Source organism: Tabrizicola sp. (genome assembly GCF_016793705.1).
GTDB lineage: Bacteria > Pseudomonadota > Alphaproteobacteria > Rhodobacterales > Rhodobacteraceae > Tabrizicola.
On sequence record NZ_JAEULO010000018.1, the window covers coordinates 110,751 to 124,975 of the forward strand.

13 protein-coding genes are annotated in these 14,225 nt (G+C 68.3%); 7 read left to right on the top strand and 6 right to left on the bottom strand.

Going from position 1 to position 14,225, the window contains the following annotated elements; genetic code table 11:
* Positions 1-56 precede the first annotated feature (56 nt).
* Together JNJ68_RS03105 and pyrC are read right to left on the bottom strand one after the other, a co-directional pair.
* Positions 57-737: an orotate phosphoribosyltransferase gene (locus JNJ68_RS03105; protein ID WP_294978808.1), complete on the bottom strand. Its 681-nt coding sequence runs from the start codon at positions 735-737 to the stop codon at positions 57-59.
* Positions 738-820: 83 nt separating this feature from the next.
* Positions 821-1,861, bottom strand: a complete 1,041-nt coding sequence (pyrC, locus tag JNJ68_RS03110) for a dihydroorotase (protein ID WP_294978811.1) — start codon at positions 1,859-1,861, stop codon at positions 821-823.
* Between the two features lie 89 nt (positions 1,862-1,950).
* On the opposite strand from pyrC, the gene JNJ68_RS03115 reads away from it, so the two are divergent.
* Positions 1,951-2,349, top strand: coding sequence for a lysozyme inhibitor LprI family protein (locus tag JNJ68_RS03115; RefSeq protein ID WP_294978813.1), 399 nt, complete (start codon positions 1,951-1,953; stop codon positions 2,347-2,349).
* Here the strand turns inward: JNJ68_RS03115 and JNJ68_RS03120 are convergent.
* The 3 genes from JNJ68_RS03120 to JNJ68_RS03130 form a co-directional block, all read right to left on the bottom strand.
* The gene (locus tag JNJ68_RS03120) at positions 2,346-3,263 is read right to left on the bottom strand and encodes a phosphoadenosine phosphosulfate reductase (protein ID WP_294978816.1); all 918 of its coding nucleotides are present in this window, start codon (positions 3,261-3,263) and stop codon (positions 2,346-2,348) included. The two genes, JNJ68_RS03115 and JNJ68_RS03120, sit on opposite strands and share 4 nt — an antisense overlap.
* A gap of 160 nt (positions 3,264-3,423) precedes the next feature.
* Entirely contained in the window at positions 3,424-4,449 is a 1,026-nt protein-coding gene (locus tag JNJ68_RS03125) for a glycosyltransferase family 2 protein (RefSeq protein ID WP_294978819.1), read from the bottom strand.
* Between the two features lie 104 nt (positions 4,450-4,553).
* Positions 4,554-5,774, bottom strand: a complete 1,221-nt coding sequence (locus JNJ68_RS03130; protein ID WP_294978822.1) for an acyl-CoA dehydrogenase — start codon at positions 5,772-5,774, stop codon at positions 4,554-4,556.
* An 86-nt stretch (positions 5,775-5,860) separates the two neighbouring features.
* On the opposite strand from JNJ68_RS03130, the gene JNJ68_RS03135 reads away from it, so the two are divergent.
* From JNJ68_RS03135 to JNJ68_RS03160, 6 genes are all read left to right on the top strand, one after another.
* A complete protein-coding gene (locus JNJ68_RS03135; RefSeq protein ID WP_294978861.1) occupies positions 5,861-6,799 on the top strand; it encodes a LysR substrate-binding domain-containing protein in 939 nt (312 codons plus the stop codon).
* Positions 6,796-7,701, top strand: coding sequence for a MoxR family ATPase (locus tag JNJ68_RS03140; protein WP_294978824.1), 906 nt, complete (start codon positions 6,796-6,798; stop codon positions 7,699-7,701). Before JNJ68_RS03135 ends, JNJ68_RS03140 begins: the two co-directional genes overlap by 4 nt.
* 70 nt (positions 7,702-7,771) lie before the next feature.
* Positions 7,772-9,022 (top strand): VWA domain-containing protein, encoded by a 1,251-nt coding sequence (locus tag JNJ68_RS03145; protein WP_294978825.1) that lies wholly within the window; start codon positions 7,772-7,774, stop codon positions 9,020-9,022.
* Between the two features lie 147 nt (positions 9,023-9,169).
* Positions 9,170-11,509 carry an OmpA family protein gene (locus JNJ68_RS03150; RefSeq protein ID WP_294978827.1) on the top strand — a complete coding sequence of 780 codons (2,340 nt, stop codon included), beginning with the start codon at positions 9,170-9,172 and terminating at the stop codon, positions 11,507-11,509.
* 90 nt (positions 11,510-11,599) lie between these two features.
* Positions 11,600-12,586 (top strand): XdhC/CoxI family protein, encoded by a 987-nt coding sequence (locus JNJ68_RS03155; protein WP_294978829.1) that lies wholly within the window; start codon positions 11,600-11,602, stop codon positions 12,584-12,586.
* Positions 12,586-13,587, top strand: coding sequence for a molybdopterin-binding protein (locus JNJ68_RS03160; RefSeq protein ID WP_294978832.1), 1,002 nt, complete (start codon positions 12,586-12,588; stop codon positions 13,585-13,587). Before JNJ68_RS03155 ends, JNJ68_RS03160 begins: the two co-directional genes overlap by 1 nt.
* 127 nt (positions 13,588-13,714) lie before the next feature.
* On the opposite strand, the gene infC is transcribed toward JNJ68_RS03160, so the two are convergent.
* Positions 13,715-14,225, bottom strand: a 511-nt coding sequence (gene infC, locus JNJ68_RS03165; protein WP_294978835.1) for a translation initiation factor IF-3, incomplete at its 5' end; no start/stop codon positions are given.

The window sequence follows — 14,225 nt, forward strand, 5'->3', positions numbered from 1 at the left end:
TTTCCCCAGATCGGCCCACAGACCTGCCCCCCGCTATTTCGGCGGTTGCCGCAGCGTCAGGCAGGTTTCCGCGCGTCCTGCCAGGCGCGCGGCGCCCTGAGGAAGTTTTCCACTTCCGCCAGCGTCGCGGCATCGAAGGCGCCTTGCGCCCGGGCCTCGGCCAGCACGTCCCACCAGGTGCAGAGGTGGTGCAGCTTCACCCCATGTGCGCCGAGCTTCGCCTCGGTGTCGGCGAAAATGCCATAGTAGAAGATCACCGCCGTATGGCCGCAACTGGCCCCCGTCTCGCGGATCGCGTCGACGAAGCTCAGCTTCGAGCCGCCGTCGGTTGTCAGGTCCTCGACCAGCAGCACTCGCTGACCTTCGGTCATCGCGCCCTCGATCCGCGCGTTGCGGCCATAGCCCTTGGGCTTCTTGCGGACATAGGTCATCGGCAGCGCCAGCCGCTCGGCCACCAGAGCCGCGAAGGGGATGCCCGCCGTCTCGCCGCCCGCGATGTTGTCGAAGGCTTCGAATCCCGCCTCGCGCATCACCGTCACGGCCAGGAAGTCCATCAGGGTCGACCGGATGCGCGGGTAGCTGATCAGCTTGCGGCAGTCGATGTAGGTGGGGCTGGGCAGGCCCGAGGCGAGCGTGAAGGGCGTCTCGGCGTTGAAATGCACCGCCTTGATTTCCAGCAGTGCGCGCGCGGTGAGGCGGGCAATTTCGTCCTTGGGCGGGAAGGTCGAGGGGATCATTCTGCGGTCCTTTCGGGCGGGGCTCGTCGTGCGCCTTCGGCTTCTCCTCGCAAGCGACGAGTGACGAAGTCATCGAGGAGCGGTCAGGTCACGACGTGCCAATGCACGGGGAATCCGGGGTCGAAGACGGTCACGGGCCCGGCCTCCGAGACGATCTTCGCAGGCCACACGCAGGGCTCGACCCGCTTCTCCAGCGTGACCGTGCCCTTGTTCACCGGCAGCCGGTAGAAGGCCGGGCCGTTCCGCGAAGCAAACCCCTCCAGCTTGTCCAGCGCGCCCTCTTCCTCGAAGACATGCGCCAGCAGCGACAGCGTGTTCGTCGCCGTGAAGCAGCCCGCGCAGCCGCAGGCATGTTCCTTCAGCGCATCGACATGCGGGGCGCTGTCGGTCCCCAAAAAATACCGGGGCGAGCCCGAGGTCGCGGCCTTGCGCAGCGCCAGCCGGTGCTTTTCGCGCTTCGCCACCGGCAGGCAATAGTAATGTGGCTTGATCCCGCCCGCGAGGATATGGTTGCGGTTGATGATCAGGTGATGCGTCGTGATCGTCGCGGCCAATTTGTCCCCGCCCTCCGCCGCATAGGCCACGCCCTCTTCGGTGGTGATATGCTCCATCACCACCCGCAGCTCGGGCAAGCGGCGGCGCAGGGGGGCCAGGATCGTGTCAATGAACACCGCCTCGCGGTCGAAGATATCGACGCTGCTGTCCGTCACCTCACCATGCGCACAAAGCGGCAGGCCGATCCGCGCCATCGTCTCCAGGACCGGCATCACCTTCCCCAGATCGCGCACGCCCGAATGGCTGTTGGTCGTCGCCCCCGCCGGGTAAAGCTTCACCGCCTTGACCAGGCCCGACGCCGCTGCACGCTCCACATCCGCCGGGTCGGTGCCCTCGGTCAGGTAGAGCGTCATCAAGGGCTCGAACCCCATCCCCTGCGGCAGGGCGGCCAGGATGCGGTCGCGATACCCCACCGCATCGTCCAGCGTCACCACCGGCGGCACCAGGTTCGGCATGATGATCGCGCGGGCGAAATGCCGGGCGGTTTCCGGCAGCACCGCCTGCAGCATCGCGCCGTCGCGCAGGTGCAGGTGCCAGTCGTCGGGGCGGGGCAGGGTGATCGCTTGCATGACCCGGCAGGTAACGCAAACCCGCCCCTGTTTCCAGTGGCATCGCGCGGCCCGATGCGACAGGATCGCCGCAGACAACGGAGTTCAGGATGTTCCGCGCGTTTCTCGTCTTCACCTGCCTCACGCTTCCCGCCGCCGCGCAAGACATCGACTGCGCGAATGCCGTCACCCAGCAGGACATGAACCAATGTGCCTACGAGGACTGGGAAGCCGCCGATGCAGAGCTGAACGCCGCCTACAAACGCGCCATGACGCTTCTTGCCGGATGGGACGCCGACCTGCCCGAGACCGAAAAGGGCGCCGCCACCGCGTTGAAAGAGGCGCAACGCGCCTGGATCACCTTCCGCGACAAGGCCTGCGAGGTCGAGGGCTACGCGATGCGGGGCGGGTCGGCCGAGCCGCTTGTCGTTTACGGCTGTATGCGCCAGTTGACCGAAGACCGCGCCGGGCAGTTGAATGCCCTCGTCGACGCCTACGGCAATTTCTAGGCCGTCTCGCCTGTCAGTTCCGCCAGCCGCCGGGCAAACCTTGGCGCGTTCAGCCGCGACGTGACCGACCGGCAGATCTTGATCTCGCGCTTCGGATGCCCCGAGAGCCGTGCCGCCGCCAGCACCGCGCCGAGGTAGCTGCCGTTCGACCGCCGCCCGCGCCAGAGCCAGGAGAAACGGTCGGCCGACATCTTCCCCTCCATCGCCGCTTCCAGGATCCGGTCCAGCACCTTCATCTCGCGCAAGGTGTCCTCGGTCCCCTCGCCGGTATAGCGGGCGTTGAGAGGCGTCACCCAGGGCCGCTGGAACAGCGCCGCGTGCATCGCGTCGGGCTGGTGCAGCGGGTCATGGATCAGCCAGACTTTCGCAGCACTTTCCGTCATGTCCGGCGCATAGCCGTAACGCCCGCGGAAGTTGATCCGCCGGGCGATCCGGTGGCGCTCGTCCCATCCCGCCAGCGCCGGGTCCAGCGTCGCGCGCGGGGCGACCAGCACCAGTTCCGCCTGCGGCGCGGTGATCGAATAGGCCGCCGCCGCATAGCCCGCGGCCCCCGCGCCGTAGAACACCACGCGGTCGAAATCCTCGAGGAACCCGTCATCGGCCAGCCGGTCGAAATAGCGGAACACCGCCGGGTCGCGCCACCAGGTCTCGCCCTCGGCGAGGATGGTCAGGATCGACCACCCCCGGTTCAGCGCCAGGTCGAAATGCTCGGGCAGCTTGGTCTCGCGCTCGCGCAGGCTTGCTGCATCCTCGAATGTGACCAGAAGCATCGGCTGCTCTTCGGCGAAGAAGGCATAGTGCTTGTCCCCCAGCGGCAGAAAATCGCCATCTCCCTCTGCGATCTTCAGCATCGGGCGCTGCCAGTCGGGCGGCCGGGCGGGGTTCGTCATGGTCAGGGCGTCGACTTTGGTCATCTTCGGGCTCGGTTCCCGGACTCTGGCGAGAGATTGCGACCTCTACAAGGCCTTGAGGTGGAAACATTCGCCCATGATTCGCTCTTCAAGCGTGCTTTCGCGCATCATTGAGCGGCAGTAACAACCAAAGGTTGCAATGCCGCCGCAATCCGTACCCAGCTCAGGAACGACCGATGTGGGGCTTCCAGATCGACTCGGCCTCGGTACGGTCCAGGACCCGCGTGGGTCCCGACATGAGAAGCTGACCGTAGAGACTGCGCCAGGCATCCTCTGCCATCAGCGCCCGGAAGCGCGCGTGACGCCAGTCCACCGACGCGCTGTGCAGCGCCCCGAGCGCCGGATCGGACAGCAGCCCGGCACGCAGGCCGCGGCTGTCCAGTTTCAGGATCGAGCGGTCCTCCTCGGCACTGAAGTTCCGGTCCACCCAGTAGCCTGCATCAAGGCCTGCATCGGCGTGCACCGCCCGCCCACGGTCGCGCTTCAGAAGGAAACTTTGCACCGCCCCCAGGGGATAGTGGTTCAGCTGCACCAGCGCGGTATGGTCCCGCCCGACGTCCGAGAAGATCCGCCCCCGGTGGAACCCTGCCGGAAGCGTGCGCCCGGACCCGTCGAACCAGCGCTGCCCTGCCATCCGCCCTGCGACGGGCGCGCGCGGGCGATGCACGCCCAACTTGGCATAGCTGCCGTCATTCCGGACCAGTGTCTTGAACATGAGCGCCCGCCAGGGCCAGTGCAGCAGCGTCGGCGCGGCGCGGGTAAAGGTCTCGGTCACCGCGTCATCGCGGTAGTCCACCACCCCCGCATTGCCGAAGAGCCTCCAGGTCAGGGTGATCGCCGTCGCCCCGGGCAGCGTCGCCAGCAGCGCGGGGATCGTCCGGTCGCCGACATGGACGTTCACGAATTCGTCGATGTCGAGCGGCAAAAGCCAGTCCGCCATCGTCACCAGCGGATGCCGGTCCGCCTGCTTCAGCGCTGCCCATTGCGGCCCCTCGGAATGGGGGCCGGGATTGCGGACATGCGCGAGCCAGCCAAGCTCTGCCAGCCGGTCCAGCATGGCTTCGGTGCCGTCATCGCAATCGTTGGAAAAGACGAGGAAATCCGTGACGCCACAGGCCCGGTGATGCGCCAGCCATTCCAAGAGGAAGGCGCCCTCGTTCTTCACGCACAGGACGACCGTGATCTTCACCGCAGCAGCGCTTTCATACTGGCCAAAATATCCCCGCCGGAGGCCCCGTCGCCCGACAAGGGCGCGCCGGTCAGGGGGTTAGCATGACCGGCGCCAGGGCCAAATCAGAAAAACGCCTGCAACCCGGTGATCGCCCGGCCCAGGATCAGCGCGTGGACGTCATGCGTGCCTTCGTAGGTGTTCACCGTCTCCAGGTTCACCATGTGACGCATGACCTGGAAATCCTCCTGGATGCCGTTGCCGCCATGCATGTCGCGCGCCCAGCGGGCCGCCTCCAGCGCCTTGCCGCAGTTGTTGCGCTTGACGATGGAAATCATCTCCGGCGCCGCATTGGCCTCGTCCAGCAGCCGCCCGACGCGCAAGGACGCCTGCAGGCCCAGCGAAATCTCGGTCAGCATGTTCGCCAGTTTCAGCTGGTAGATCTGCATCCCGGCCAAGGGCTTGCCGAACTGCTTGCGGTCAAGGCCGTACTGCCGCGTGGCCGCCATGCAGAACTCCGCCGCGCCCATCACACCCCAGGCGATGCCATAGCGCGCCCGGTTCAGGCAGCCGAACGGCCCCTTCAGCCCTTCGACGAACGGCAAGAGCGCGTCTTCGCCAACTTCCACATCCTTCAGCACGATCTCGCCGGTGATCGACGCCCGCAGCGAAAGCTTCCCCCCCACCTTCGGCGCCGACAGCCCCGTGGTGCCCTTGTCCAGCACAAAACCCTTGATCTTGCCGCCATGCGCCTCGGACTTGGCCCAGACCACGAACACGTCCGCAATCGGTGCATTGGAGATCCACATCTTCGCGCCGTTCAGCACATAGCCGTTCGCGGTCTTCTTCGCCGTGGTCTTCATCCCCGCCGGGTCCGACCCCGCATCGGGCTCGGTCAGGCCGAAACAGCCGATCCACTCGCCGGCGGCCAGCTTCGGCAGATACTTCTTCCGCTGTGCCTCGGTGCCATAGGCATAGATCGGATACATCACCAGCGAGGACTGCACCGACATCATCGACCGATAGCCCGAATCGACCCGCTCGACTTCCCGCGCGACCAGCCCGTAGGCGACATAGGACGCCCCCAGCCCGCCGTATTCCTCGGGGATCGTCACGCCCAGAAGTCCCATCTCCCCCATCTCGCGGAAGATCGCCGGATCGGTCGTCTCGTCGCGATAGGCCGCGATGACCCGGCTTTGCAGCTTTTCCTGCGCATAGGCGCGGGCCGCATCGCGCAGCATCCGCTCTTCCTCGGTCAGCTGGTCGTTCAGCCGGAACGGGTCTTCCCAGTCGAAGCGCCCCAGATCGGGGGCATCCTTGGCTTTCAGTTTCGGTTTGTCGGACATGGGGCCCTCCTTCTTTGCGCGGGATCATTGCAGAAAAGGGCAGGGCAGGCTATCGAAAGCCCTGCACGGGTTCATGAGGGAAACTCATAATGCTGCCCCGCCGCTACCTGCCGCCAATCCCGGCCCTGATGGCGCTCGAAGCCGTCGATCGCCTCGGCACCGCCTCCGCCGCAGCCGGGGAACTCAACCTCACCCAGGGCGCCATCAGCCGCGCCCTGCAGGGCCTGGAACAACAGCTCGGCGTCCAGCTCCTCCACCGCGAACGCCAGCGCCTGCGCCTGACGCCCGCAGGCCACGACTACGTCGCCGACGTGCGGAAAGCCCTGCACCTCCTCGCCTCCGCCAGCATTACACTGCGCGCCAACCCCACCGGCGGTTCCCTGAACCTCGCGATCCTGCCCGCCTTCGGGATGCACTGGCTCGCCCCCCGCCTCGCCCGTTTCGCGCAAAGCCATCCGGAGGTCACCGTCAACCTCTCCACCCGCCTGCGCCCCTTCGACTTCACCGGCTCCAGCTTCGACGCCGCCATCCACTACGGAAGGCAGGACTGGCCCGGTGCCGACAGCCTGAAACTCATGGACGAGGACATCCTCGCCGTCGCCGCCCCCGGCTTCCCCCCGCTGAGCCAGGCCACCGACATCCTCCGCCATCCGCTCCTGCAACTGGAAAGCCGCATCGGTGACTGGGGCCGCTGGCTCGCCCACCACGGCCACGCGGGCCTCCGCCCCCCCGGCATGATGTTCGACCAGTTCGCCACCCTCACGCAAGGCGCCATCCACGGCATGGGCGCGGCCCTCATCCCGACTTTCCTGATCCAGCGCGAGCTCGCCGAAGGCCGCCTCATCCCCGTCTTCGGCCCGCCGATCCGCGCGCTCGGCTCCTACCACCTCGTCTGGCCCAACGCCCTGCCCGAACGCGCGCCCCTGCGGTCCCTACGACTATGGTTGCAGGCCGAAATCGCCGATCCCGCCTTGACCCGCACACCTCCGCCCACCACTGTTGCCGCAAGACCGGAGGCCCCGTGACCCCAGTTCCGCCCAGCATCGACGCCGTCGAAACGCTCCTCACCGGGCAGGGCTACGTCGCCTCCCGCGCGCTCGCCACCGTCGTCTTCCTTTCGCTCAAACTCGGCCGCCCGCTCTTCCTCGAAGGCGAGGCCGGCACCGGCAAGACCGAGATCGCCAAGACCCTTGCCACCGCGCTCAACCGCCGCCTGATCCGCCTGCAATGCTATGAAGGCCTCGACGCCGCCTCCGCCGTCGCCGAATGGAACTTCGCCGCCCAGATGATCGCCATCCGCACCGCGGAAGGCGCCACCGACCGAGACACCCTGCAAGCCGAGCTTTTCACCGAAGACTACCTGATCACCCGTCCGCTTCTCGCCGCCATGCGCCCGCAACCCGGCGGCGCGCCCGTCCTCCTCATCGACGAGATCGACCGCACCGACGAACCCTTCGAGGCCTTCCTCCTCGAAGCCCTCTCCGACTTCCAGGTCACGATCCCCGAACTCGGCACGATCAAAGCCCCCGAACCCCCCATCGTCATCCTCACCTCGAACCGCACGCGCGAGGTGCATGACGCGCTGAAACGCCGCTGCCTCTACCACTGGGTCGACTACCCCTCCTTCGACCGCGAGCTTGCCATCCTCAATGCCCGCGCCCCCGAGGCCCAGGCCCAGCTCTCGCGTGAAGTGGTCGCCTTCGTCCAGAAGCTGCGCCGCGAGGACCTGTTCAAACGCCCCGGCGTGGCCGAGACGATCGACTGGGCCAAATGCCTCCTCGCGCTCGACGTCATCGCGCTGTCGCCCGAGGTCATCTCTGACACCCTCGGCGCGATCCTGAAATACCAGGACGACATCCAGAAACTGCAAGGCCTGGAGGCGAAACGCCTCCTCGACGAGGTCAAGCGCGAACTGGTCCCGGCATGATCCATTTTCTGTCCGGAAATATCCCACGGGGGGTCCGGGGGGTGTGAAACCCCCCGGGGTCAGCCACCCCATGCCGACCTATCCCGATCTCACCCTCCCAGAAGACGGCAAGCTCGCGCAGAACATCGCCCATTTCGCCCGCGCCTTGCGCAAGGCGGGTCTCCCCGTCGGCCCCGGCCGCATCCTCGACGCCGTCCGCGCCGTCGCCGCGGCAGGCTTCGACCGGCGCGAGGATTTCTACTTCACCCTGCAAGCCATCTTCGTCTCCCGCCCCGAGGAGCGCAGCACTTTCGCCCAGGTTTTCCGCCTGTTCTGGCGCGACCCGCGCTACCTCGACCAGATGATGTCGCTCCTGCTGCCGCAGGTCCACGGCGTGCAGGAAGACCGGATCGCCCAGGCCGCCGAGAAACGCGCCGCCGAGGCCCTGCTCGACGGCCAGCTTCCGCCCCCGCCCAAATCCGACAGCGAAGGCGAGCAGATCGAGATCGATGCCAGCGCCACCATGTCTTCGGAAGAACGCCTGAAGACCCTCGATTTCGAGCAGATGTCGACCGATGAGATCGCCGCCGCCAAATGGATGCTGGCGAAGCTCTCGCTCCCCGTCCAGCCGCTGAAGACCCGCCGCTCCGCCCCCTCCACCCTGACCGCCCGCATCGACGCCCGCCGCACACTCCGCGAAGCCATGCGCACCGCCGGCGAACTGACCGTCCTGAAACACAAGGCCCCGGTCCCGCGCTGGCCGAACCTTGTCGTCCTCTGCGACATCTCCGGCAGCATGGCCGATTACTCCCGCATGGTCCTGCATTTCGTCCATGCCGTCGCCAACCGGAAAGGGCAGGGCTGGGCCAGGGTCCATGCCTTCACCTTCGGCACAAGGCTCACCAACATCACCCGCCACCTCGGCGCCCGCGATGTGGATGCCGCGCTCAAGGCCGCCGGGGCCGAGGCGCAGGACTGGTCCGGCGGTACCCGCATCGGCCAGTCGCTCCACGCTTTCAACCGCGACTGGTCGCGCCGGGTGCTGGGGCAGGGGGCCGTGGTCCTCCTCATCACCGACGGGCTCGACCGCGACGACACCAGCGTTCTTGCCAAGGAAGCCGAGCGCCTGCATCTCTCCTGCCGCAGGCTCATCTGGCTCAATCCGCTCCTGCGCTGGACCGGCTTTGCCCCGAAGGCTACCGGCATCCGCGCGCTTCTCCCGCATGTCGACAGCTTCCGCGCCGGGCATTCCATCGCCTCGCTGGAGGCTCTGGGTCGCGCGCTCTCTGAACCCTCCGACCATGGCGAACGTGACCGGCTCCTTGCGCTCATCCGCAACTAGGCGGCTCTCCGCGCAAGTTATGCTCTGGCAAGTCGGTGATATCGCATATCAGGCGGATGCGCCCTTTGTTATGCCTGTCGGGGCAAACGGGAACCGGACCGACTCGTGCAGGTTGTCCCGCAAGCCCTTCAGGAAAAGGACTGGTTCATGAGAAAGCTTCTGGTATCGACGACGGCCCTTTCGGTGGCCATCAGCCCGCTCGCCACCGTGCCCAGCTTCGGGCAGGTGATGAACGAAGACGGATCGGTCAGCGGACCGGATGGCGCGGTGCTTTGCGTGCCGACCGCCGATGCCGCCTGCGATCTGGATGCGATCATCGCCCAGCTTGAGGCTGACGCCGCCGCAGCCGCTGCCGCCGAGGCGGAGGCCGCTGCCGCCCAGGCTGCCGAGGAAGCCGCAGCCGCCGCAGCCGCCGCCCAGGCCGAAGCTGACGCGAAGGCCCAGGCCGAAGCCGAGGCTGCCGCCGCCGCCGAAGCCGCCGCCGCTGCCGAGGCGGAAGCCCAGGCGCAGGCCCAGGCCGAAGCGGATGCTGCCGCCGCGGCCGCCTCCGCCCAGGCGGAAGCCGAAGCCCAGGCGCAGGCCGAGGCCGAAGCCGCCGCCGCCAAGGCCGCCGAGGAGCAGGCCGCTGCCGAAGCCGCCGCTCAGGCCGCTGCCGAGGCCGAAGCCGCTGCCGCCGAAGCTGCGGCCCAGGAAGCCGCCCCCGCCGAGGAGCCCGCCGTCGAGGAGGCCGCTCCGGCGGACGAGCCCGTCGTTGAAGAGGCTGCCCCTGCGGAAGAGCCTGCCGTCGACGAAGACGCTCCGGCCGAGGAGCCCGTTGTCGACGAAGCTGCCCCCACCGAGGAGCCCGCTGTCGAGGAAGCCGTTCCGGCGGAGGAGCCTGCCGTTGAAGAGACAGCCCCCGCGGAAGAGCCGGTGGTGAATGAAGCCCCTGCCGAGGAACCCGCCGCCGAGGAAGCCGCTCCGGCGGCAGAGCCTGCCGTTGAACCGGAAGCGGTGGAAGAGCCCGCCGCCCAGGAGCCAGCGGTCGTCGAGGACCCCGCCGCGCAAGAGGAGCCTGCTGCCGAAGAACCCGCCACCGAACCGGCAGACGGGTCAGAGGACGGGGCGGCGATTCCGGCTGACGCCGTCATCGACTCGGCCACCGGCGAAGCCATCGACCCCGCCGTGGCCGCCGCAGCCGTGGCCGCTGCCGAGGCCGAACTGGTGGCGCCCTCGGGCGAGATCGTCGATCCCGCCGCTGGCCTGAAGGTGGCCGAGCCTGACCCGGCCCTGATGGCCGAACCGGTGGAAGCCCCGGTCGTGACCGAGACAGAGGTCGAAAGCCTGACCCAGCTCCTCACTGCCGATCCGACCGCCATCGACCCCTCGTCGCTCGGCGCCGCCGCCCTTGTCGCCACGGCGCCCTCGGAAGACGCGGCGGCCGTCGTTCCCGAGGCCGATCCCGCCTCGTTGGTGGCGGACGTGACCGAAACGCTCACCGACGCCAACACCCGGACCTCGGCTCAGGAATTTGCCGCCGCGCCGAAAGCGCTTGGCGACGGCAAGAAGAGCGGCCTCTCCGATCTGGAGAAAGCCGGTCTCCTCGTCCTCGGCGCCCTCGCCGTCGGCGCGATCATCAAGAACAACCGCGAGGCCGCCGCCGAGACCACCGTCTCGACGATGGGCGACAGCCGCGTGGTGTCGAACACCGGCGACCGGGTCATCGTGCTGCAACCCGACGGCACCTACCGCGTGCTGAAGGACGACGACACCGTGATCCGGCGCCCCGGCTCGACCGTGCGGACCGAGACCTTCAGGGACGGCTCCACTCGCACCATCGTCCAGCGCGGCGACGGCACCCAGGTGGTGACGATCCGCGACGCGACGGGCCGGGTCCTGCGCCGCGCCACCTATGACGACCTCGGCCGCGAGATCGTGCTGATCGACGATCTGGCGACCGAGGACCCGGTCTACATCCGCGACCTGCCGAAGCCGAAGAAGCGCATCGTCATCTCCTCCAAGGACGAGGATGCCGCCCTGAAACGCGAGCTGGCCGCGCTGGAAGCCGACCGCGCCGGCCGCAAGTTCTCGCTCCGCCAGATCCGCGAGATTCCGGAAGTCCGCGCGCTCGCCGCCACCATCGATGTCGAGCCCGTGACCTTCGCCTCCGGCTCTGCCGCCGTGGCCGCCAAGGAAGCGCGCAACCTCGCCGACCTCGGCCGCGTCATGCAGGAGTTGCTGGCCGACAATCCGCGCGAGGTCTTCCTGATCGAGGGCCACACCGACGCGACCGGCAAGGCGGCGATGAACCTCGCGCTCTCCGACCGCCGCGCGGAATCGGTGGCGCTGGCCCTGACCGAATACTTCGACATCCCGCCGGAGAACATGGTCGTCCAGGGCTACGGCGAGACGGAGCTTCTGATCGACACCCAGGAAAGCGAAGCCGCCAACCGCCGGGTCGAGGTCCGGGTGATCACGCCCCTCCTGCGGCGCGCCGATCGCGGCTGACGCCACCCCCGACCAAAGTCGCGCCGCAGGCCCCCCTGCGGCGCGTTCATTTCTGTGGCAATGATCCCGGCCCGGACGCATAATCCGCACATGACCCGCGCCGATCACGATCTGATCCCCGAGGCCGCCCTCGCCTGGCACCGCGCCGGAAAGGGGGCCGCCCTCGCCACCGTGATCGAGACCTGGGGTTCCGCCCCCCGCCAGGCAGGCAGCCAGCTCGCCATTTCTGGCGACGGCGAGATGACGGGCTCCGTCTCCGGCGGCTGCGTCGAGGGCGCGGTGATCACCGAGGCGCTCGACGCCCTGGATGACCGCAAATCCCGCATCCTGACCTTCGGCGTCAGCGACGAGACCGCCTTCGCCGCCGGCCTCGCCTGCGGCGGCACCATCCGCGTCCTCGTCGAACCCGTGGGCGAGGGGGCGGAAGCCCTGCCCGAACCCCTGCTCGAATCCCTGACCGCCGCCCGTGCCGCGCCCCGCGCCCTGGCCATCGTCACCACCCCGTCCACCTGGGAACGGCGCCTCGTCCCCCCCGGCCAGGACCCCGCCACCGACGCCCGCTTCAAGTCCGACCGCTCCGGCATGGAGGAGGACGGCCGCTTCATCGCCATCCACAACCCGCCGCTCCGCCTCATCGTCATCGGCGCGGTTCACATCGCCCAGCCGCTGCTCGCCATCGCCCGCACCTGTGGCTATGCCCCCACCCTGGTCGAGCCCCGCGCCGCCTTCGGCTCCGCCGCTCGCTTCCCCGGCGAGACCATCCTCGACGACTGGCCCGACGAGGCCCTCGCCAGGCTCCAACCCGACGCCCGCACCGCGATCGTCACCCTGACCCACGATCCCAAGCTCGACGACCCCGCGATCCGCTTCGCCCTCACGTCCCCCGCCTTCTATCTCGGCTGCCTCGGCTCCACCCGCACCCATGCCAGGCGCGTCGAGCGGCTGACCGAGGCCGGTTTCACTCCCGACCAGATCGCGAAGATTCGCGCGCCCGTCGGCCTGAACATCGGCGCCCGGTCTCCGGCGGAAATCGCCGTCTCGATCATGGCGCAGATCACCGAAACCCTGCGGACCTGATGCGCTTCGGCCCGATCCCCCTGACGGAAGCCGAAGGCGCGATCCTCGCCCATTCCGTCGCCCTGCCCGAAGGCCGCCTGCGCAAGGGCTGCACCCTTGGTCCGGTCGAGGTCGCGCGGCTCCGCGCAAGCGGGCGGTCCGAGGTCATCGCCGCGCGCCTCGACCCCGATGACCTGCACGAGGACGCCGCGGCCCTCGCCATCGCAAAAGCCCTTGTCCCCGACCCCGAGGCTTCGGGCCTTGATCTCCGCCCCGTCGGCACGGGCCGGGTGAACCTGCATGCCCGCAGCGCCGGAGTGGTCGAAGTCGTCGCTTCCCGCGTCGACGCGCTGAACCTTGTCGATCCGATGATCACGCTGGCCACCGTGCCGCGCTGGCAAAGGGTGAAGGCGGACGAAATGGTCGCGACCGTCAAGGTCATCGCCTATGGCGTTGCGCGCGCCTCGGTCGATACCGCCCGCGCCGCCGGAACACGGGCTTTGGCGTTGCATCATCCCCGGCTCTCCCGCGTGGCGCTGGTCGAAACCCACACCGACCCCGCAGCCCGCCCGGCGAAGATGACGGCGATCACCGGCCGCCTCTCCACGCTGGGCGCCGGGTTGACCACCCACTTGCACAGCCCGCACCGCGAGGCCGACCTCGCCCTGACCCTCGCCGGTCTCACAGGGGCCGAGCTGATCCTGATCCTCACCGCCTCCGCCACTTCCGACCCCGTGGACGTGGCCCCCGCCGCCGTCCGCAGGGCGGGGGGCCGGGTCGACCGCTTCGGCATGCCGGTCGATCCCGGCAACCTCCTCTTCCTCGGCAGTCTTGGGGAAACCCCGGTCATCGGCCTGCCAGGATGCGTCCGCAGCCCCGCACTGAACGGGGCCGACTGGGTGATGGAGCGGCTGATCTGCGGTGTGCCCGTGACGGCGGTGGACATCGCCGGAATGGGAGTTGGGGGCCTGCTGAAGGAGATCCCGACGCGGGGACGGCCGCGCGAGGCGAAGCACGAATGAAAACGGGGGCAGATTGCCCCCGCAGACGACGCTTCGTCCGTCCCCTCCTCGTGCGCCTTCGGCTTCTCGTCGGTGGTTCCCCACTGCGAGGCGCGACGAAGTCGACGACGAGCGGACCTGCGGCGCCTTACTTCGGCGCGACCATCATCACCATCTGGCGGCCTTCCAGCTTGGGGAAGGATTCGATCTTGCCGATCTCGGCCACATCGGCCTCGACCCGTTTCAGCAGCTCCAGCCCAAGCTCCTGGTGCGCCATCTCGCGGCCCCGGAAGCGCAGGGTGACTTTCACCTTGTCGCCTTCCTCCAGGAACTTCACCACCGAGCGCATCTTCACGTCATAGTCATGCGTGTCGGTGCCCGGCCGGAACTTGATTTCCTTGATCTCGATGATCTTCTGCTTCTTGCGGGCCTCGGCCTCGCGCTTCTGCGTCTCGTATTTGAACTTGCCGAAGTCCATGATCTTGCAGACCGGCGGCACGGCGGTCGGCGAGATTTCCACCAGGTCCAGTCCGGCTTCCTCGGCCATCTGCATCGCGCGGGCAGGGGTCACGACCCCGACATTCTCGCCATCCGCACCGATCAGGCGGATTTCCGGAGCGCGGATGCGGTCGTTGATGCGGGGACCGGTTTCGCGTTGC